The organism is Tritonibacter sp. SIMBA_163 (assembly GCF_046535935.1).
Taxonomy (GTDB): Bacteria; Pseudomonadota; Alphaproteobacteria; order Rhodobacterales; family Rhodobacteraceae; genus Epibacterium; species Epibacterium scottomollicae.
The window spans coordinates 59274-76680 of the sequence record NZ_JAWJBP010000004.1 but is presented as its reverse complement, the minus strand read 5'-3'; the positions used below and the strand labels follow the sequence as shown (position 1 = coordinate 76680).

The following is a 17407-nucleotide window of genomic DNA, read 5'->3' as shown; positions in this document are numbered from 1 at the left end:
GATCCAACCCGCCTCAGTTACTGTCGAAATCCGCAACCTCGGCCAGCAGCCAGTTGCGAAAGGCGGCAACCGCAGGGTCCGCGCGACGCGCTTCCGGATAGGCCAGCCACACAGAGATATCATCCTCCGTCACCTGATCAAACGGCTGCACCAACGCGCCGCTGGCGATCATGCCGCTGGCATAGGCCGGGGTCAGCAGGCAGGCCCCATGCCCCGCCAAGGCCGCCTGCACCTCCAGCACCTGAGTGCCCAGACTGTGCCGTTCTGCCTGTGGAACATAGTCGACACCGGCCGCCCTGAACCACATCTCCCAGGCCGGATCAGCCGCATCCACCAAGGGCACCCGCAGCAGATCTTCTGGCTGCGTGATCGGGCCATAGGTCTCCATCAGGGCCGGGGTCAGTAACGGCGTATAGCTGGAGCGAAACAGCAGGTCCGCAGCCAACCCGGGCCAGCTGCCATGTCCGACACGAATGGCCACGCTGGCCTCGCCTGCCTCCAGATCGACGTAACGGTGATTGACCTCGACCCGCGTGGTGATGCCGGGATGCGCGACCTGAAACAGACCCAGTCGCGGGCCCAGAATGAAGGCCGCGAAACTGGCAATGGCGCTGATCACCAGCTCCTGCCCACCGCCACCGCGCACCTCTGCCCAGCCGCGACGCACCATGTCCAGCGCCTCACCAACCTGCAGCTGCAGCGCCTTGCCCGCCGCTGTCGGCACCACGCCGCGCGGCAGGCGCCGAAACAGGGGCTGACCGGCGCGATCCTCAAGCAGCTTGATCTGATAGCTGACCGCCGCCTGTGTCATCGCAAGCTCTTCCGCGGCGCGGCTGAAACTGCCCAACCGGGCCGCCGCCTCAAAGGCGCGCACCGCAGGCAGGGGTGGCAGGGGGGATTTCGCTTTATCCATAAAGGCAGCTTATACCAACCCCCTTGAGTTTCAATTGGTCATTTGCCGCTGCAACGCACACATCTAGGCGACATCACGCAAGGAAGACTGCCATGACCACCATGATCGCACAGCTGAGCCTTTGGGCCGCCATCAGCAGGTTTTTTACCCGCCCCACACACAAACGCGGCCCGTGTCAGCACGCCCTGCACCGCTACGCCCGCCGTGAGCTGTCGCATATGTCCGACCACATGCTACGCGACCTCGGCCTGTGACCAAGGTCGCGCCAGCAGGTCCGGGCAGCCTCAGACCTCAGAGTTGCAATCGGGCCGTGACTTCGGCGATGAAATCCTCGCCGCGCTTCTCAAAGCTGTCGTATTGGTCGAAACTTGCCGCCGCCGGAGCCAGCAGCACGGTTTCGCCCGGCTCTGCATCCGCCACTGCCCGCGCCACCGCTTGCGCCATGGTGGTGCAGACCTCGGCTTCCACGTCCAGCTGCATGGCGAACTGCGCCGCCTCGCGGCCGATCACATAGGCTTTGACCACCTCGTCGGTCGCGCCTTTGAGGCCCTCAAGCCCGCCTTCCTTCTCCAGCCCGCCGCAGATCCAGCGGATCTTCTTGAAGGCACTTAGCGCCTTGGCCGCGCTGTCGACATTGGTGGCCTTGCTGTCATTCACATAAGACACGCCATCCACCTCGGCCACCCGCTGACTGCGGTGTGGCAGACCGGGATATGTGCGCATCGCCGCCTCGATCACCCGGGGCGCCAGGCCCAGGGTGCGCGCCGCCGCATAGGCCGCGCAGGCGTTCTGATGGTTGTGGGCGCCGGGCAGGCCGGGGATGTCGCGCAGGTCGATCGATCCTGCCTGCCGCCCCTTGCGATATTCCGACAGGAACCCTTTGCGGGCAAAAACCGTCCAGCCCGCGCCCCCCGACAGCTTCTGCCCTGACGACACCCGGATCACCCGGTCATCGCCATTGCCCTCGCTCAGCTGCCCGGCCAGGAACAGCCCCTCGTCCTCGTCAACGCCGATGACCGCGCGGTCGGGACCACCTTCGGCGAACAGCCGTCGCTTGGCCGCAAAATAGCCGCCCATACCGGCGTGACGGTCCAGGTGATCCGGCGTCAGATTGGTAAAGACCGCCACATCCGGCGTCAGCGCCCGGGCCAGATCCGTCTGGTAGGACGAGAGCTCCAGCACCACCACGCCGCCATCGCCCGGCGGGTCGATGTCCAGCACCCCGCGGCCGATGTTGCCCGCCATCTGGCTGTCGCGGCCGACGTGTTCGAGGATATGATTCAAGAGCGCCACCGTGGTGGATTTGCCGTTGGATCCGGTGATCGCGATCACCTTGGGCATGGTGACAAACTCGTCCCATTCGCCCGAGGCGACAGAGCGGAAGAACAGCCCGATATCGTTGTCCACTGGCACGCCCGCAATCAGGGCGGCGCGCACCACCGGGTTTGGCTTGGGATAGAGATGCGGAATACCCGGCGACACGATCAGGGCCGCGATATCGTCGAACGCGTCCTGTCTGGTCAGCTCGCGGCAGGCAAAGCCCTCACCTTCGGCGGCCTCCCGCGCGGCGGGGTTGTCGTCCCAGCAGATCGCCTCCGCGCCGCCTTCGCGCAGCGCCCGCGCCGTGGCGAGGCCGGACCGGCCCAGCCCCAAGACCGCAATCTTCTGCCCTGTGACACCTTTAACCGGGATCATGCCGTACCTCTTCTGACATCTCTGTTCGGCGCGACACTGCACCGGAGCGCGGCGGGAATGCAAGCGGGCTTGAGCACCCGGACAGCGCCTGACCTTGGGGAGGCGTGAAGCGCCTTCCCGGGGGGAAGGTCAGGCCCTGTCCGACCTCTCGGTCGGACCGAACCGTTGCCATCCTCGCGCGCGCCCTGCTGACGCCACCTTCACGCCAGCGTGCTAGTCTTGATGCGTCGCGACATCAAAGACCCACAGGAGTTCGGCCCGTCCCGAGACCACCCCCTCATTGGGTGCAGGGCGGATCCACCCGAGGCCTCACTGGATTTGGTCCTTAAAACAGGCCAGCCCATGCTCCGCCCCTCCGGCGGCGCCGCCTTTCTTAACGACAAAACCGCGCAAGGCTTCCCCAACGCGGTGTCACATATCTCAGAGTAACGCTTGAGCGCCCCGCCAGCAGGTCGGGTGCCCAAGGTGGATTGGATGCCTCCCCCCCCGTTCGACCGAGAGGTCGGACAGCGCCCGACCCTCCCCACGGGAGGGCGCTTTGCACCCACCCAGGGTCGGGCGCTGCCCTTTCGCTTGGGCCTCAGCGGACCTTCAGCGTTGCCAGTCCGATCAACGCCAGGATCAGCGAGATGATCCAGAAGCGGATCACGATGGTCGGCTCCGCCCAGCCCTTTTTCTCGTAGTGGTGATGGATCGGCGCCATCAGGAACACCCGCTTACCGGTGCGCTTGAAGTAGAGCACCTGCACGATCACCGACAGCGCCTCGACCACAAACAGCCCACCCACGATGGCGAGCACCAGTTCGTGTTTGGTCGCCACAGCGATCGCACCAAGGGCCCCACCCAGCGCGAGAGAGCCGGTGTCGCCCATGAACACAGCAGCCGGTGGCGCGTTGTACCACAGAAACCCCAGCCCGCCGCCAAACAGCGCCGCGGTAAAGATCAGGATTTCACCGGTGCCCGGCACATAGTGCACATCCAGATATTCGGTAAAATCGACACGTCCCACCGCATAGGCGATAATGCCCAGCGTCCCCGCCGCGACCATCACCGGCATGATCGCCAGACCATCCAGACCATCCGTCAGGTTCACCGCGTTGGCGGCGCCGACGATGACGCAGATGCAGAATGGCACATAGAGCAACCCGAGGTTGACCAGCGTGTCCTTGAACACCGGCAATGCAAGCTGGTTCTGCAGCTCGACCGGATGGCTCCAGCTGGCCCAAAGCGCCGCGATGATCGCGATCGCAAACCCCAGCGCCAACCGCACCTTGCCCGGCACGCCCTTGGTGTTCTGCTTGGAGACCTTGGCATAGTCATCCGCAAACCCGATCAGGCCGAACGACATGGTCACAAACAGCACCAACCAGACAAACGGGTTGTCCCAGCGCGCCCAGACGAGGGTCGAGAACAACAGCGCCCCCACGATCAGCAAGCCGCCCATGGTGGGGGTGCCGGCCTTGGCCAGATGCCCCTCCGGCCCGTCGTCGCGGATCGGCTGCCCCTTGCCTTGCCGGCGGCGCAGCACGTTGATCAGCGGTTTGCCAAACACGAAGCCAAAGATCAGCGCGGTCAGGAAAGCTCCGCCAGCGCGGAAGGTGATGTAGCGGAAGAGGTTGAAAAAGTCCCCCCCGTCCGACAGGGCGGTCAGCCAGTAAAGCATACCAGAGCGGTTCCTGTTCTGAGTGGTGCAAGTTGATGTGTCATGAAGGTGCGTTGCCTTGACCGATTTCCCGGATCGCGTCAACCACGCGCGCCATCTGCATGTAGAGAGAGCCCTTGGCCAAGACCACATCGCCGCCGCGGATTTCCCCTTTCAGGGCTGCCACCGCCTCGGCGCTGGTCTCGACCCGCAGGCCCCGTTTGGCCTCGGGCAAGGCCGCATGCAGCGCTGCCATCAACGGTCCGATACAGTGAACGGTATCAATATTGTCCATCGCCGGAAACGCGGCCAGCTGCGCATGGAGCGTCGCGGCCTCGTCGCCCAATTCGCCCATATCGCCCAGAAAGGCGATCCTGCGCCCCTCGCCCTTGGTCGCGGCCAGCACCGTCAGCGCCGCCGTGACCGAGGTGGGGTTGGCGTTATAGGCGTCGTCCAAGACGGTGACGGTGCCGTCGGGTAGATCTACAGTGAAGCGCGCGCCGCGCCCCTTGACCGGCGACCAGCCCGTCAGCCCGGCCAGCGCCAGATCGAGGTCCGCACCAAGTGCTGTGACCGCCGCAAGCGCGCCAATGGCGTTCATGGCAAAATGCGCACCAAGCGACTGGATCTCTGCACTGACCTCGCGCCCCTCAAAGCGATAGGAGGCGCGGGTGACATCACCGTCCAGCGCCACGGCGCAGAGCGCATAATCCGATGCGCTGCGTCCAAACCAGCGGGTCTCGCAGCCCTTGGCCACGGCCACCTCACCCAGCACTGGGCTTTCGTCGAGGTCGGCGTTCAGCACCGCAACCCCGCCGGGCTCCAGCCCCTCAAGGATGGCCGCCTTCTCGCGGGCGATGCCGGCCACATCCTCAAACGCCTCAAGGTGCACGGCGGCGACGGTGGTCACCATGGCCACATGCGGGCGCGCCTGCAGGGCCAGTGGCGCGATCTCGCCGGGGTGGTTCATGCCGACCTCGATCACCGCAAATTCCGTATCTGCAGGCATCCGCGCCAGTGTCAGCGGCACGCCCCAGTGGTTGTTGAAACTCGCGACAGCGGCATGGGTGCGGCCCTGCGGCGCCAGCATCGCGGCCAGCATTTCCTTGGTCGAGGTCTTGCCCACCGACCCCGTAACGGCAACGACGCGGGCCTGCGTCCGGGCCCGCCCGGCCCGTCCCAATGCCTCAAGCCCGGCCTGAACGTCCTCCACAACCAAGAGCGGCGCATCGGCGGCCACACCTTCAGGGATGCGCGACACCAATGCGGCCCCCGCCCCCTTTTCCAGCGCCTGCGCCACGAAGTCATGCCCGTCCCGTGCCGCAGTGAGCGCCACGAACAGATCGCCCGGTTGCAGGCTACGGGTGTCGATGGAAATCCCGTCGACGCGCCAGTCGGTTATGGCCTGCCCGCCCGTTGCGGCGGCGGCCTCCTGTGCGGTCCAAAGGCTCATGCCAGCCTCCCATCCAGCGCGGCGACAGCCATGCTGGCCTGTTCCACATCGTCAAAGGGCAACACGTCGTTGCCAATGGTCTGGCCGCTCTCATGGCCCTTGCCACAAATCAGCAGCGCGTCACCCGGCTCCAGCATATCGACCCCGCGCAGGATCGCTTCGGCCCGGTCGCCCACGTTCAAGGCATTTGGCGCACCGCCCATGACGGCAGCGCGGATCGCTTCGGGATCTTCCGAGCGGGGGTTGTCGTCGGTGACGATCACCGCATCCGCGTGGTCATGCGCCGCCTGCCCCATCAATGGCCGCTTGGTCGCGTCCCGGTCGCCGCCCGCACCAACGATGGCCACAAGACGTCCCAGCACATGCGGGCGCAAGGCCTTGATCGCGGTGGCCACCGCATCGGGCGTATGGGCGTAATCGACAAAAACCGTCGCGCCATTATCACGCGTCGCGGCCAGCTCCATCCGGCCCCGCACGGTGCTAAGATGCGGCAGCGTCTCGAACACCTGCTCCGGATCTTCGCCGCTGGCAATGGCAAGCCCCGCCGCAACCAGAATGTTCTCCGCCTGGAAACCGCCGATCAAGTTGAGCCGCTTGGCAAAGGGGCGGTCATGCCAGGTGAAGCGGATATCCTGCCCGGTGGCATCCACCCGCATGCCCATCAACGCAAGATCCCCGAGGCCGCGACCAACGGAGATCACCTCCTGGCCGCGCGCAGCTGCAATGGCCCGCATCTCCGCACCGCGCGGGTCAGACATGTTGATAACGGCCACGTCATCTTCCGACATGACACGGCGAAACAAACCCGCCTTGGCGGCGAAATAGGCCTCGAAGGTTTCGTGATAGTCGAGATGATCCTGCGTGAAGTTGGTAAAGCCGCCGGCCAGAAGCTGCACGCCGTCCAGGCGGCGCTGATCCAGCCCGTGCGAAGACGCCTCCATCGCCACATGGGTGACACCCGCCTCTGCCGCCGCCGCGAGGGCACGGTGGAGCGTGATCGGCTCCGGCGTGGTATGGGCGAGCGGATGGGTCCATGCCCCCTCGATCCCGGTGGTGCCAAGGTTCACCGCCTGATGGCCGAGTTCGGTCCAGATCATGCGCAGGAAGGTGGCAACCGAGGTCTTGCCGTTGGTGCCGGTCACCGCCACCGCGACCGGCGGTTGTCCGCCGAACCACAGCGCTGCTGCGCCCGACAGGGCTTGCCGTGGGTCCTCTGTGACCACCAGCGCGGCCCCGGCGGCGGCAATCGCCGCTCCTGCGGTCTCTGCACCATGGGCATCGGTCAGAATCGCAACCGCGCCCTGCTCCAGAACCTGCGGGACAAATTCGGCCCCATGCACACGGGTGCCCGGCAGGGCCGCAAAAACAAAGCCTTGCCGCACATCACGGCTGTCCACCGCCAGCCCGGAAATCACCGGATCGATACCGCCACGTGCGGTCAGCCCCAACTGGCTGAGCTTAAGCGCTGGTTTGTCGTTCATGGTGTCCCCACATGTTAGTTTGAGGTGAGGGTTACACCAGAGATATGGGCGGGTTCAATCTGCGGTCTGAGGCCAAGCAGCGGCGCCAGCCGCGCAATCATCTCTCCGGCGACCGGTGCCGCAGTCCAACCCGCGGTGCGACGATCCTCGCCATGGGCGATGATTTCAGGTTCATCGAGCGTCACCACCAGCACATACTTCGGCTCATCGGTGGGAAAGACAGCCGCAAAGGTCGCGATCACCTTGTCCTTGTAATAGCCGCCCATCGGCTTTGGCTTGTCAGCGGAGCCGGTTTTCCCACCCACGCTGTAGCCTTTCACCTCAGCCATGGAGGCTGTGCCGTTGCTGACGACCAGACGCAGCATGTCCAGTGACGCCTTTGCCACCTCTTCACTCACGATGCGCTCACCCATCTGAGGGCCGGTCTGCTTCAGGATCGTTGGCGCCACATAGCGCCCGCCATTGGCGATCGCCGCATAGCCCGCCGCAAGATGCATCGGGGTGGTGGAAATACCGTGACCGTAGGAAATGGTCATTGTTGACAGCTCCGACCAGTTCTTGGGCAACAGCGGCTGACCACCGGAAGCCTCGACGATCTCGAACGGGGTGGGCTTCAGCATGCCGAGCCGGTCGAGGAACGCCCGCTGACGCTCGGCCCCGATCTGCTGGGCCATGCGCGCCGTGCCGATGTTGGACGATTTCTCGATGATACGGGAAACCGTCAACTCCTTGCCGTAGTTGCTGAAATCTTTGATCGAGAACTTGCCCCAGCGCAGGGGGCCACGAATGTCGATGACCGTGTCCGGTGTTACCAGATCCAGCTCCATCGCTTGCGCAGCGGTGAAGATCTTGAAGGTGGAGCCCAGCTCATAGACCCCCTGCACCGAGCGGTTGAACAGCGGGCTTTGCGACGGGTCGAAACCGGAGGTTGGCGGCCGCGGCCGTTCGTTGGGGTCGAAATCCGGCAGGCTTGCGACCGAGATCACCTCGCCGGTGTGCACGTCCATCAGGATCGAAGTCGCCCCCTTGGCGTTCATCAGCTTCATGCCGCCATAGAGCACCTCTTCGGAGGCGTCCTGCACCGACAGATCGAGGCTCAACTCCAGCGGCTTACCCGCATTGGCCGGGTCGCGCAGGTAGTCGTCGAATTGTTTTTCAACCCCGGCTACACCGATCACCTCGGCCGCGCTCACGCCCTCTTTGCCGAAGGACGCACCGCCCAGCACATGGGACGCCAGTTGGCCATTGGGATACAGGCGCATTTCACGCGGCCCGAACATCAACCCCGGATCACCGATATCATGCACGGCCTGAAGCTGTTCCGGGCTGATTTTCTTCTTGATCCACAGGAACTTGCGCTTACCCGTGAAATCCTTCAGCAGGCGCTCGCGCTCCAGATCGGGGAAGATCGCCACCAGCTTGTCGGCGGCGGCGACGGGATCAATCATCTGCGGCGGCTGCGCATAGAGCGAATGGGTCTCGAAATTGGTCGCAAGGATGCGGCCATCACGGTCCACAATATCGGCCCGCTGGTTGGCAATCGCGCTGCCCCCCACGGAGGCCACCGGCTCTGACGGCTCGGAGGTTGCCATAAACGCCATACGCCCGCCGATCGCCACATAGGCACAGACAAAGAACGCCGCCAAGACCAGCAGCCGGCCCTCGGCACGGGTGCGCGCGCGCACCTCCATCTCGCTGTGGCGCTGCGCGAGGTTCTCGCGCTCGATCAGGTCCGGGTTCTCGCCGCGCGCACGGGCGGGCAGCACACGGGCCAAGGGACGCAGGGGCGTGCGGATCATTGGTCGCCCTCCTGCCCATAGGCGGACACTTCAACGCCCTCTTCGATCACCAGACCGGAGGGCGGAAAGGACACTTCGTCGACGCGGCCAAACTGATCCGGACGCAGCGGCACCAGACCGAGGCTGTCAAAGTTCAGCTCGGCAAGATTACGCAGCCGATCCGGGCGGTTGAGATAGGCCCATTCCGCCCGCAACACGCTGAGACGCACCTGGGCCGCGGCAATATTGCTGCGCAGGCCGCGGGTTTCTTTCAGCACCTGTTGCGTGGCGTAATTCTCGCGGTAGGCCCAGAATGCCAGACCAAAGACCGCGAGGATCGTCAGAATATAGGCAAGGGTTCTCATCAGCGCGTCTCTTTCAACTGCGGCATGCTCAGTTCGCGGGCGGTGATTTCGGTCGGGGCCGCATCCGTGCGGCGCCCCACGCGCAACAGGGCCGAGCGCGACCTCGGGTTCTGCGCCAGCTCCTCGCCATCCGGGCCAACGGCCTTGCGGGTGACCAGCTCGAACTGGCTTGGCAGCTCTTCAAGTGCGGGCGCGTAGCGGTTGGCATTGCCAGTCTTGTTGGCGCGGTGCTGGAAGAAGCGTTTGACCATGCGATCCTCGACCGAATGGAAGGTCACCACCGCCAAGAGGCCACCGGGTTTCAGCGCCCGTTCGGCAGCCAGCAAACCGCCCATCAGCTCCTCATATTCGCCGTTCACCGCGATACGCAGCGCCTGAAAGCTGCGTGTGGCGGGATGCGACTGGCCGGGCTTGGGGCGCGGCAGGCAGCTCTCAATGATCTCGGTCAGGCGCAGGGTGGTGGTGATCGGCTCGATGGCGCGCTCGCGCACGATGGCCTTGGCGATCCGGCGCGAGGCACGTTCTTCGCCGAAATTGTAAATGATATCCGCAAGTTGCACCTCGGTAAGCTCTGCCACCAGATCCGCGGCAGAGGGGCCGTCCTGCGACATGCGCATATCGAGCGGGCCGTCCTTCATGAAGGAAAATCCCCGCTCGGCCAGGTCAAGCTGCATAGAGGAGACACCAAGGTCCAGCACCACGCCGTCCAGATCCTGCGCGTAGTCATCCATGCGGGAGAAGACCCCCTGCTGCAGCACCAGCTTGTCGCCGTAGTCCGCCGCCCAGGGCTGCGCCATCTCGAAGGCCAGCGGGTCGCGGTCGACGCCGATGACCTGATCGGCCCCGGCGGCCAGCAGACCCTTGGTATAGCCCCCTGCCCCGAAGGTGCCATCGAGCCAGCGCCCCCGGACCGGCGCCACAGCCGCCAGCAGCGGCTTCAGCAGGACGGGGATATGGGGACCGGAAGAAGCAGCGGGGCGGTCCGACATGAGTTACGCGCCTCCGGCGCCGTCTAGGAATTCAAGGGGATCGAAGTCTTCGGGCAGATCGTCCAGCAGCTTCTCAGCTTCGGCCATCTCGACCTCATCGTAGGTCTCGGGCTTCCAGATCTGAAAGGTGTCGCCAGATGCGATAAAGAAGGCCTCGTTATCGAGGTCGATCTTCTGCCGCAGTTTGGCCGGCAGCACAAGGCGACCGGTCTCATCGACGGTGGTGGGCAGGGACTGACCATTAAAGATACGCTCAAGGACCTTGCGCCCGCGAGAGCCACGGGGCAACGCCGCGATCTTGGCGTCGACCTCTTCAATGGCCTCCATGGTGTAGCACTCGAGGTATTGGCGGCGGTGGTCGCCGTACACGATCACCAGTTCGGGACTGTCGCCAGGCTGCCAGTTCGGGTCGGAGGATTCTAGCACACGGCGAAAGGAGGCTGGGATAGACACCCGCCCCTTGCTGTCCACCTTGTGGTGGCTCTCGCCTCTGAACCTGCGACCCACTGCGCCGCCCTTTCCCGCGTCCCACGCGTTTCCCCGGCTTCGTCCTGAACCCGGGGCCTTAAAACCAAAAGGGGCGAGTTGATCCGCTGCCACTGATCAACCCGCCGCCTTGACCCGCCATGCGGGGTGTCCGACTGCGCGCGCCACCTGGGGGGATGTCTGCTCGCTCGCGCGCCGGATCTCTTCATTGATGAAAGCGAAGGCCTGTATGAAACCTGCCGTTTTGTAAGGTTGGGGTCGTTTGTTGCCCCGTGCTCTTCGTTCTCATCCGATGAATTAGGGATACAATGGGAATGCATGGTCCCGCAAGGGATTTCTACAGGTAGCAGGGCGAGAATCGCCCCTCCGAGTCGCACTTCAAAGTCGTCCGCAAGGCCGAAATACTCGAATACGGCTGCATGTGGGGCAGAAACCTCAGATCAACACCATATATATGGCACGCTTGCGCCTGTGAAAAACCTCCCCTAATTTCCCACGATTCCTTTAGGCAGATGACAGGCGGGAGCATTTGTTCACCCCTTGTTCACACACAGCGTGCAAAACACCGCCTCCAACCGCTGCTTTTCTCAATTTATGTGATTCGTTTCGCACCAAACTTGGCAACGGGCCATGGTTTCCCATACCGCCCATGATTTCCCGTGAACCGGGCCATGGTTTCCCATTCCTGTAGCGCTGTTGTAGCGTGACTGTAGCGTGACGGACTTTTTTGCAGTGATTTACGGACTTTTTTACAGCAACCAGATTTTGGGCTGAGGTGGGGACAGGGGGGCGCACCGGGACCTGTCGCCACTCAAAGAGCCTAGCTTGCGAAGTCGCGGTCTAAGCCGACCGGTACTGTTCGACGTTCGAAAGTCAGGAGAGCGGACGAAGTTGCCGTTCACTGCCGCCGATAAGACGACCGATGTGGATTTTTTAGCAGTCATTGAAATCTGACAGATTTTGTGACGCTAATCTAAAAGCTGGCAGAGCAATACAGCGTCGCGCGTGAAGGAAAAACATTGAAACGCATGCTGATAAGCCTTGGGGTACTTTCCGTAGCCAGCCTACTGATATGGGAGTTCAGAAGCAGCGACCGTTTCACTTGGCCAGATTCCGCCCATCGTAGAATAGAACAAATGGCTTCGGTGCTTCGCAAAATCGAAGGCCCGGCGAGATGGTGCTCTCCGTCGCGCAATACTTTGAACCTAGTCAACAAAGATCTTGAGATACGGGAACAGCTCAGTCAGTGCATGTCTGAAATTTCGCCAGCAGGAAGCTTCGAGGAAGTTTATCCGAACGACTACATCAGGCGGTTCTACAGAGCATCCACAGGAGACAAGGTGTGTGAAGTGACCTTATCAACCGTCTTTGGCAATGACCGGATTGTTGGATCGGATTGTTACTACGGAATCTTTTACGAGATAGACGATACTGGAGTTGGCATGACGGCCGATCCATTCGGTTAGCAGACGTTCTCGTGTGCATCCGCATCCGTCAATCTGGGCTCGTTCAAGACTTTCGCCGCGCATGGGTTGGATGTCCGTATTGTCATGTTGTCTGAGTGATACTATAGGCCTGATTTTGGGCTGAGGTGGGATTGAAGAGGCGTTTAAGGCGCAATTTCACTCAACATAGCGAAACCCCTGCACCGCCCGAAGATGCCCCGCCATGATCCCTTTCAGCCCGGCCTTCTTTCGTGCCCCGCCGTACAGAAGGCAAGAGGTCTGCATCCAGTGCTCATGCGCACGCAACCGGCGGCACAAGCCCGGATGCGATGTGTTGATGAGCATGGGCAACGGGCGCTCGAACCGATTGATACCGCGCCGCCAGAGGGCAGCCACCTCATTCAGAAACCGCAGCCCGATCCCCAGGCCCTGCCATTCCGGCAGGACAACAAACCGGCAGGCGCGCGCCTCCTTCAGGCCAGGGCGCGGCGTCACCGCAAGATGCGCCACGTCAACGCCCTCGGATCGCGCGAGATAGAAACTCCCGGCAATCACATTGTTGGTCTTCAGGTAGTGATGCGGCTCAAAGGCGGGCCAATGGGAACCGTCGACCTGGTGGATCTCGACGTCGAGGCTGGGGCATCGTCGAAGACGCCTCCATGCAAATTCACCGCCCCGGCCGGTGTCGATCACCCAATCCGGTTGCAGCCAGTCCACGACGTCGTCGTGATAGGCCACCGCAACAAACTGCCCCGGCCCGCGCCGCCAGGCCTTGCTGAACGCCCCGGCCGCGATGGTGGCGACGCGCCGGTCAATGGCAGAGGTGAACTCATCCATCACATAAAGGCCCGGCCGCTCGCACAGCACCCGCGCCAGATCGGCCCGGAACTTCTCGCCCGTAGACAGGGCAGCATAGGGGCGAAGCCAGGACGGGACCGACCCAAGCCCCACCGCCGACAGCGCCGCTGTCACCGCATCAAACGACCCGTCAGGGGTGATCTCATCCACGATGGCCCCTTTGCCCGGCCAGCGGTTGGCGCATTTAACCCGGCGCGCACCAAACAGGCGGCGCGCGATGGAGCTTTTGCCGGATCCTGACGGCCCCTTGATCAGACCGACCTGCCACGGCCGGTCCTTCAAAGGGGCTTCAAAGCTGATCTTGAAGTCCGCGTCGCCTTCGACATTGAACAAGCTGGACACCCGCGCTGCGCGATAGGTTGCGGGAATGGGCGACGGGTGGTGAACGGTAATCTTCATGTGTTCACCACCTTGCACTTGAGACCTTCGGAGGTCAGCCGCTCGAACAGCGCTTTCTGCGCCTGCTCGTCTTGGACAAGGGCAATCACGCCAAACTGCTGTTTGTAGCGCTTGCCCTTGGGTTTACCGTAGGTATCAGCCGGTAGAGGTGGCAATGGGATGGTTTGGGATTTGGGCACTAGGCCGGTCCTTTCCGTCACGCTCGGGGCGTTCTGGTGAAGGGCTCAAGGGCCTCAATTCGATATGAGCGCGGCACCTGGGGCATTTGATAGACAACGCCCCGACAAGTGCGCCGGGCTCCAGTTTGAATAGCAACTTGCGGCATCCGCCACAACGTTGGTCTTGCAGCTTCAAGTGGAATCACTCCAAAGAAGGCCGTCCTCGAGGACAGGGAGCGGCCATGAAGCTGATGCTGGTCGGCGGGGTTACGTGTGAGAATGTGAGCCCCGTGTTGAGAGGCGTTAGCGCGCCTCTCAGCCTCCCGATTGCGTTATGTGGCGAGCGCCGCGCCAAAGGCCGCCTGGATGTCAAAGCCCGCCGGGTCACCCGACGCTTCGATCTGCGCGGCCACATTGGCCTCGGCGACAAAGCAGGCCTGAATGTGCTGCACCACGGCCTGCGCCGCCGCCTCGACCTGCGCCTGCGTCAGCTCCACAAAGCCGGTGGGTGTTTTCCACGCCAGCGGCTCGCTGATCATGCCCTGCTGCAAGGCACTGACCGCGCCGGAGAGCGACACCCGCGTCACCTCATCGCCCGGCACCTGCAGACCGCCCGGCAGAACCACGCCCGCCATGGCACACTGCCAGCGGATATCGGCGAGGTCGGAAAGCGCCTTGGCCCGGTCCTGCTCGACAAGCTGCTGGGCGGTGGTGATCTTCAAATTAAACGTCATGCTGCGCCCTCCAAGCGGGTGATGGCATCTGGAACCGGACCAGCGGTCAGCACGGCTGTCGGCAGCGCTGCGGGCTGGGCTGGCTCTGCTGTTGCGGGGTCAAACCGCCAGCGCAGGCAATAATGCAAGACGCCACCGCTGCGCGCGGTGCGCCCCCGGAACGGGTGCAAATCGCCGTCAGCTTCCGCAAACCCGCCTTCGGGAACGGCGGACAGGTCATAGGCGATGCCATCCACTGTCACCGCGTCGCCGCTGACAGTGACCTGTGTTTCGGACTGACCTGGCAGACCGGCGCGCGAGGAAAATGTAATCTCATGCATCTGGGTGTCCCTCCTTAGTACCAACGGCCAATGGCGTAGCCATACAGAAAGCCCGAGTTGCCCATGAACTCAGTGGACAGCAGCAGCTTGCAGCCATTGACGCCAAAACTGCCCGAGCCAATCATGGCGCTATGCGCATGCGCACCGGACCAACGGCGAGCGGTGACATGGACATTCGGCGTCGAGAGGAACCCGGCCGGAAAATCCCATTCCCACCCCTCGGCGGAGATGTCGCGCGAGTCGACCAGCGTATCGGTCACGACCTCCGGGCTGGTGACCCAGCATTCCTGCGTGCCGTCAGCGAAGCGGCGGAACTTGCCGCCCGACCCGCTGCCATATTGCACCACGCCCCCCGTAACCTTGCCTGCGGCCTACGAGACCGGCCCGACCACGTTCTCGCTATGAAACAAGCGGCCCCATGGACCCTGATACGATCCGTGCCTGACGCCAATATATGCGTCAGGCTCCGCACCGCCCTGCGCGATGAGGAGCGCGGCCTGAAAGTCCTCATCTCGTTGGGATTTCCACGCGTGGAAATTGCCCTGATAGGGCGTATCACTTGCGCCAAATGAACTCGCTGGCCGCGCGTAGTAGACACCCGTTGCGTTGAACTGGAAAACATCGCCCTGGAGGCTGGGCTCAGTGATCTCGCCGAGGCCAAAGGCTGACACCTTCATCAGCTTGCCGGGTGGTGCGTCATCGCTGGACGCCTACCCCGCGGCCATCCCCGGCGTCCGCACCAATCACCGCGCCGCCAACCACGCCACTGGCTGAAGCGCGCATGACATACTCCGCCTTCAGACCATCCACGCCGGTGCTGATCTGATCAATCGCCGCCGTGTGGTTGCCCACGGAGGTTTGCATCGACTTGGCCCGAGGCGTGGCAGGTCGTTGATCAGGCCATACCGCCCTCGACAAGCCCGCTCGCGATACGGGCGTAGGCCTCGGCCATCGGCCCATCGCCGGCCGCAATCGGCGTGCCACCGTCCCCGGCCAACCGTGTTTCAAGGTCGATCGGAAGTGCGCCAAGCAGCGGCAGACGCAGGGCCTCGGCCTCGGCCGCGACGCCGCCATTGCCAAAGATGTTATGGGTGCCGCCGCAATCGGGACAGGTAAAGAAGGACATATTCTCAATCAGCCCCAACACCGGAGTCTTGAGCGTGTCGAACATGTCCAGCGCCTTGCGGGCATCCAGCAGCGCGACATCCTGCGGTGTTGAAACCACGATGGCGCCCGTCAGCTCCGCCTTGGTGCAGAGGGTGAGCTGCACATCGCCGGTGCCCGGTGGCAAATCGACGATCAGCACGTCCAGCTCGCCCCAGTTCACCTGCCCCAGCATCTGCTGCAGCGCCCCCATCAGCATCGGGCCGCGCCAGACCACTGCCTTGCGCTCCTCCACCATGAAGCCGATCGACATTACCGTGACCCCATGGGCGTGCAGCGGCTCGATCGTGGTGCCATCCGGGCTGGCGGGGCGTCCGGAGACCCCCATCATGCGCGGCTGCGAGGGACCGTATATATCGGCGTCCAGCAGGCCGACCTTGCGCCCCTGCCGCGCCAGGGCCACGGCGAGATTGGCGCTGACGGTGGATTTGCCGACGCCACCCTTGCCGGAGGCGATGGCAAGGATGCGCTTGACGCCCGAGGGTTTCATTGGTGCGGCCTGCGGCTTGGGGTGACCGCCCAGCTTGAGGCTGGGGGCGGCTTTCTGGGGGCCGGCCTGTGCCGGACCATGTGCGGTCAGCACCACCGAGACCTCCTCGACACCCGGCAGTTCCGCGACGCAGGCCTGTGCCGCGCGGCGCAGCGGTTCCATCTGCCCGGCGATCTGCGGCGAAGGCGCTTCGATCACGAACCGCACGGTGCCGCCCTCGATGGTGAGGGCGCGCAGCATGTCGCGCGACACCAACGTGCCACCGTCGGGAAGCTCCAAACGCTCCAGTGCGGCGCGAATCTCTTCCTTGGTCACTGACATGGGGACTACTCCTTTTTGGGCCATCGCTTCGGGCTTTCACCGGATATATGCGCTGCATGCACGGGGCCCAAGCGACAAATTGACAGCGCTAACAGGCATGGCGACAAATTCTTGCCCAGATATGTGGCGAAAGGAAATATTGTCGCGCAGACTTTGGGCAAAACGTGGAAGAATATCCCTTATACCCATGCACTTGCTGCATAGCAGAAATGACCAATCCCCGGATTGTGCATTTGCAGCATTTGGGTATCTTAAGGATCAACAGAGACACACAGACAGACGGGCACACGGCCCCGACGATGACGAGCGAGACAAAGCAATGGCGATCCTGAACCAGATCAATACACATACCCCCTTCACCACCGGTGGCGTGACGCAAATGATCCAGGGCGCGCGTGAAAAGTTCGCTCAATACCGCGTGTATCGCGAGACCCTGAATGAGCTGAACGCTCTGAGCGGTCGCGAACTGGCGGATCTGGGGCTGAACCGCTCCATGCTGAAGCGCGTCGCCATCGAGGCCGCCTACGGCGATAAGTAAGAACACAAGAGATCAGGTCCTTTCTCCTCCTCCCTTAAGGACCTGTCCTACGCGGTGGCATCTCCCTCCTCCCTGATGCCACCGCACCTAATACCGGCCTCGCGCCGGGATCAGATGCACCGGGTTTCCTCCTCCCTTTAACCTGGTGTTTGACAGAACGGCGGTGCCCCCTCCTCCT

Annotated in this window: 21 protein-coding genes; 3 read left to right on the top strand and 18 right to left on the bottom strand. The window is 63.3% G+C overall.

The window, feature by feature from the left end:
• Positions 1-13: 13 nt before the first annotated feature.
• Positions 14-913 (bottom strand): LysR substrate-binding domain-containing protein, encoded by a 900-nt coding sequence (locus R0J92_RS09265; RefSeq protein ID WP_106163313.1) that lies wholly within the window; start codon positions 911-913, stop codon positions 14-16.
• 92 nt (positions 914-1005) lie between these two features.
• Here R0J92_RS09265 and R0J92_RS09260 point away from each other — a divergent pair, with 92 nt between their 5' ends.
• Positions 1006-1167 (top strand): DUF1127 domain-containing protein, encoded by a 162-nt coding sequence (locus R0J92_RS09260; RefSeq protein WP_411051473.1) that lies wholly within the window; start codon positions 1006-1008, stop codon positions 1165-1167.
• A 37-nt stretch (positions 1168-1204) separates the two neighbouring features.
• On the opposite strand, the gene murD is transcribed toward R0J92_RS09260, so the two are convergent.
• The 8 genes from murD to mraZ all read right to left on the bottom strand — a co-directional run bounded on the left by murD (position 1205) and on the right by mraZ (position 10823).
• Positions 1205-2608, bottom strand: a complete 1404-nt coding sequence (gene murD / locus R0J92_RS09255) for a UDP-N-acetylmuramoyl-L-alanine--D-glutamate ligase (protein ID WP_411051472.1) — start codon at positions 2606-2608, stop codon at positions 1205-1207.
• Positions 2609-3188: 580 nt separating this feature from the next.
• On the bottom strand, positions 3189-4271 hold the full coding sequence (mraY, locus tag R0J92_RS09250; RefSeq protein ID WP_106163309.1) for a phospho-N-acetylmuramoyl-pentapeptide-transferase: 1083 nt from the start codon (positions 4269-4271) through the stop codon (positions 3189-3191).
• Between the two features lie 40 nt (positions 4272-4311).
• Positions 4312-5703: a UDP-N-acetylmuramoyl-tripeptide--D-alanyl-D-alanine ligase gene (locus R0J92_RS09245; protein ID WP_411051471.1), complete on the bottom strand. Its 1392-nt coding sequence runs from the start codon at positions 5701-5703 to the stop codon at positions 4312-4314.
• Positions 5700-7184 (bottom strand): UDP-N-acetylmuramoyl-L-alanyl-D-glutamate--2,6-diaminopimelate ligase, encoded by a 1485-nt coding sequence (locus R0J92_RS09240; protein WP_411051470.1) that lies wholly within the window; start codon positions 7182-7184, stop codon positions 5700-5702. Before R0J92_RS09240 ends, R0J92_RS09245 begins: the two co-directional genes overlap by 4 nt.
• A gap of 14 nt (positions 7185-7198) precedes the next feature.
• Positions 7199-8983 carry a peptidoglycan D,D-transpeptidase FtsI family protein gene (locus R0J92_RS09235; RefSeq protein WP_106163306.1) on the bottom strand — a complete coding sequence of 595 codons (1785 nt, stop codon included), beginning with the start codon at positions 8981-8983 and terminating at the stop codon, positions 7199-7201.
• Positions 8980-9327 (bottom strand): cell division protein FtsL, encoded by a 348-nt coding sequence (locus R0J92_RS09230; RefSeq protein ID WP_411051469.1) that lies wholly within the window; start codon positions 9325-9327, stop codon positions 8980-8982. The genes R0J92_RS09235 and R0J92_RS09230 overlap by 4 nt, the downstream gene beginning before the upstream one ends.
• Positions 9327-10316 carry a 16S rRNA (cytosine(1402)-N(4))-methyltransferase RsmH gene (gene rsmH, locus R0J92_RS09225; RefSeq protein ID WP_411051468.1) on the bottom strand — a complete coding sequence of 330 codons (990 nt, stop codon included), beginning with the start codon at positions 10314-10316 and terminating at the stop codon, positions 9327-9329. Before rsmH ends, R0J92_RS09230 begins: the two co-directional genes overlap by 1 nt.
• Positions 10317-10319: 3 nt before the next feature.
• Complete coding sequence (gene mraZ / locus R0J92_RS09220) at positions 10320-10823, bottom strand: division/cell wall cluster transcriptional repressor MraZ (protein ID WP_106163303.1); 504 nt, start codon at positions 10821-10823, stop codon at positions 10320-10322.
• A gap of 998 nt (positions 10824-11821) precedes the next feature.
• Here mraZ and R0J92_RS09215 point away from each other — a divergent pair.
• Positions 11822-12268 carry a hypothetical protein gene (locus R0J92_RS09215; protein ID WP_411051467.1) on the top strand — a complete coding sequence of 149 codons (447 nt, stop codon included), beginning with the start codon at positions 11822-11824 and terminating at the stop codon, positions 12266-12268.
• A 156-nt stretch (positions 12269-12424) separates the two neighbouring features.
• Here the strand turns inward: R0J92_RS09215 and R0J92_RS09210 are convergent, their stop codons facing one another.
• The 9 genes from R0J92_RS09210 to R0J92_RS09170 all read right to left on the bottom strand — a co-directional run bounded on the left by R0J92_RS09210 (position 12425) and on the right by R0J92_RS09170 (position 16691).
• Positions 12425-13504: an ABC transporter ATP-binding protein gene (locus R0J92_RS09210; RefSeq protein WP_411051466.1), complete on the bottom strand. Its 1080-nt coding sequence runs from the start codon at positions 13502-13504 to the stop codon at positions 12425-12427.
• Positions 13501-13683, bottom strand: a complete 183-nt coding sequence (locus tag R0J92_RS09205; RefSeq protein WP_411051603.1) for a hypothetical protein — start codon at positions 13681-13683, stop codon at positions 13501-13503. Before R0J92_RS09205 ends, R0J92_RS09210 begins: the two co-directional genes overlap by 4 nt.
• The gene (locus tag R0J92_RS09200) at positions 13640-13858 is read right to left on the bottom strand and encodes a Com family DNA-binding transcriptional regulator (protein WP_411051465.1); all 219 of its coding nucleotides are present in this window, start codon (positions 13856-13858) and stop codon (positions 13640-13642) included. Before R0J92_RS09200 ends, R0J92_RS09205 begins: the two co-directional genes overlap by 44 nt.
• 136 nt (positions 13859-13994) lie before the next feature.
• Positions 13995-14396, bottom strand: a complete 402-nt coding sequence (locus R0J92_RS09195) for a DUF4376 domain-containing protein (protein ID WP_411051464.1) — start codon at positions 14394-14396, stop codon at positions 13995-13997.
• Entirely contained in the window at positions 14393-14716 is a 324-nt protein-coding gene (locus tag R0J92_RS09190) for a hypothetical protein (RefSeq protein WP_411051463.1), read from the bottom strand. The genes R0J92_RS09195 and R0J92_RS09190 overlap by 4 nt, the downstream gene beginning before the upstream one ends.
• Before the next feature lie 14 nt (positions 14717-14730).
• Positions 14731-15060: a hypothetical protein gene (locus tag R0J92_RS09185; protein ID WP_411051462.1), complete on the bottom strand. Its 330-nt coding sequence runs from the start codon at positions 15058-15060 to the stop codon at positions 14731-14733.
• 27 nt (positions 15061-15087) lie between these two features.
• Complete coding sequence (locus R0J92_RS09180; RefSeq protein WP_411051461.1) at positions 15088-15393, bottom strand: hypothetical protein; 306 nt, start codon at positions 15391-15393, stop codon at positions 15088-15090.
• A 19-nt stretch (positions 15394-15412) separates the two neighbouring features.
• Positions 15413-15580 (bottom strand): hypothetical protein, encoded by a 168-nt coding sequence (locus R0J92_RS09175; RefSeq protein ID WP_411051460.1) that lies wholly within the window; start codon positions 15578-15580, stop codon positions 15413-15415.
• A gap of 31 nt (positions 15581-15611) precedes the next feature.
• Positions 15612-16691, bottom strand: coding sequence for an Mrp/NBP35 family ATP-binding protein (locus R0J92_RS09170; RefSeq protein ID WP_411051459.1), 1080 nt, complete (start codon positions 16689-16691; stop codon positions 15612-15614).
• A gap of 319 nt (positions 16692-17010) precedes the next feature.
• Here R0J92_RS09170 and R0J92_RS09165 point away from each other — a divergent pair, with 319 nt between their 5' ends.
• Positions 17011-17229, top strand: coding sequence for a DUF1127 domain-containing protein (locus R0J92_RS09165; RefSeq protein WP_411051458.1), 219 nt, complete (start codon positions 17011-17013; stop codon positions 17227-17229).
• The last annotated feature ends 178 nt before the right edge of the window (positions 17230-17407 follow it).

Bases quoted from the DNA above. Each gene is read 5' to 3' on its own strand.
- R0J92_RS09265 (WP_106163313.1), bottom strand. From the start codon at position 913: ATGGATAAAGCGAAATCCCCCCTGCCACCCCTGCCTGCGGTGCGCGCC.
- R0J92_RS09260 (WP_411051473.1), top strand. From the start codon at position 1,006: ATGACCACCATGATCGCACAGCTGAGCCTTTGGGCCGCCATCAGCAGG.
- murD (WP_411051472.1), bottom strand. From the start codon at position 2,608: ATGATCCCGGTTAAAGGTGTCACAGGGCAGAAGATTGCGGTCTTGGGG.
- mraY (WP_106163309.1), bottom strand. From the start codon at position 4,271: ATGCTTTACTGGCTGACCGCCCTGTCGGACGGGGGGGACTTTTTCAAC.
- R0J92_RS09245 (WP_411051471.1), bottom strand. From the start codon at position 5,703: ATGAGCCTTTGGACCGCACAGGAGGCCGCCGCCGCAACGGGCGGGCAG.
- R0J92_RS09240 (WP_411051470.1), bottom strand. From the start codon at position 7,184: ATGAACGACAAACCAGCGCTTAAGCTCAGCCAGTTGGGGCTGACCGCA.
- R0J92_RS09235 (WP_106163306.1), bottom strand. From the start codon at position 8,983: ATGATCCGCACGCCCCTGCGTCCCTTGGCCCGTGTGCTGCCCGCCCGT.
- R0J92_RS09230 (WP_411051469.1), bottom strand. From the start codon at position 9,327: ATGAGAACCCTTGCCTATATTCTGACGATCCTCGCGGTCTTTGGTCTG.
- rsmH (WP_411051468.1), bottom strand. From the start codon at position 10,316: ATGTCGGACCGCCCCGCTGCTTCTTCCGGTCCCCATATCCCCGTCCTG.
- R0J92_RS09210 (WP_411051466.1), bottom strand. From the start codon at position 13,504: ATGAAGATTACCGTTCACCACCCGTCGCCCATTCCCGCAACCTATCGC.
- R0J92_RS09195 (WP_411051464.1), bottom strand. From the start codon at position 14,396: ATGACGTTTAATTTGAAGATCACCACCGCCCAGCAGCTTGTCGAGCAG.
- R0J92_RS09190 (WP_411051463.1), bottom strand. From the start codon at position 14,716: ATGCATGAGATTACATTTTCCTCGCGCGCCGGTCTGCCAGGTCAGTCC.
- R0J92_RS09180 (WP_411051461.1), bottom strand. From the start codon at position 15,393: ATGAAGGTGTCAGCCTTTGGCCTCGGCGAGATCACTGAGCCCAGCCTC.
- R0J92_RS09175 (WP_411051460.1), bottom strand. From the start codon at position 15,580: ATGCAAACCTCCGTGGGCAACCACACGGCGGCGATTGATCAGATCAGC.
- R0J92_RS09170 (WP_411051459.1), bottom strand. From the start codon at position 16,691: ATGTCAGTGACCAAGGAAGAGATTCGCGCCGCACTGGAGCGTTTGGAG.
- R0J92_RS09165 (WP_411051458.1), top strand. From the start codon at position 17,011: ATGGCGATCCTGAACCAGATCAATACACATACCCCCTTCACCACCGGT.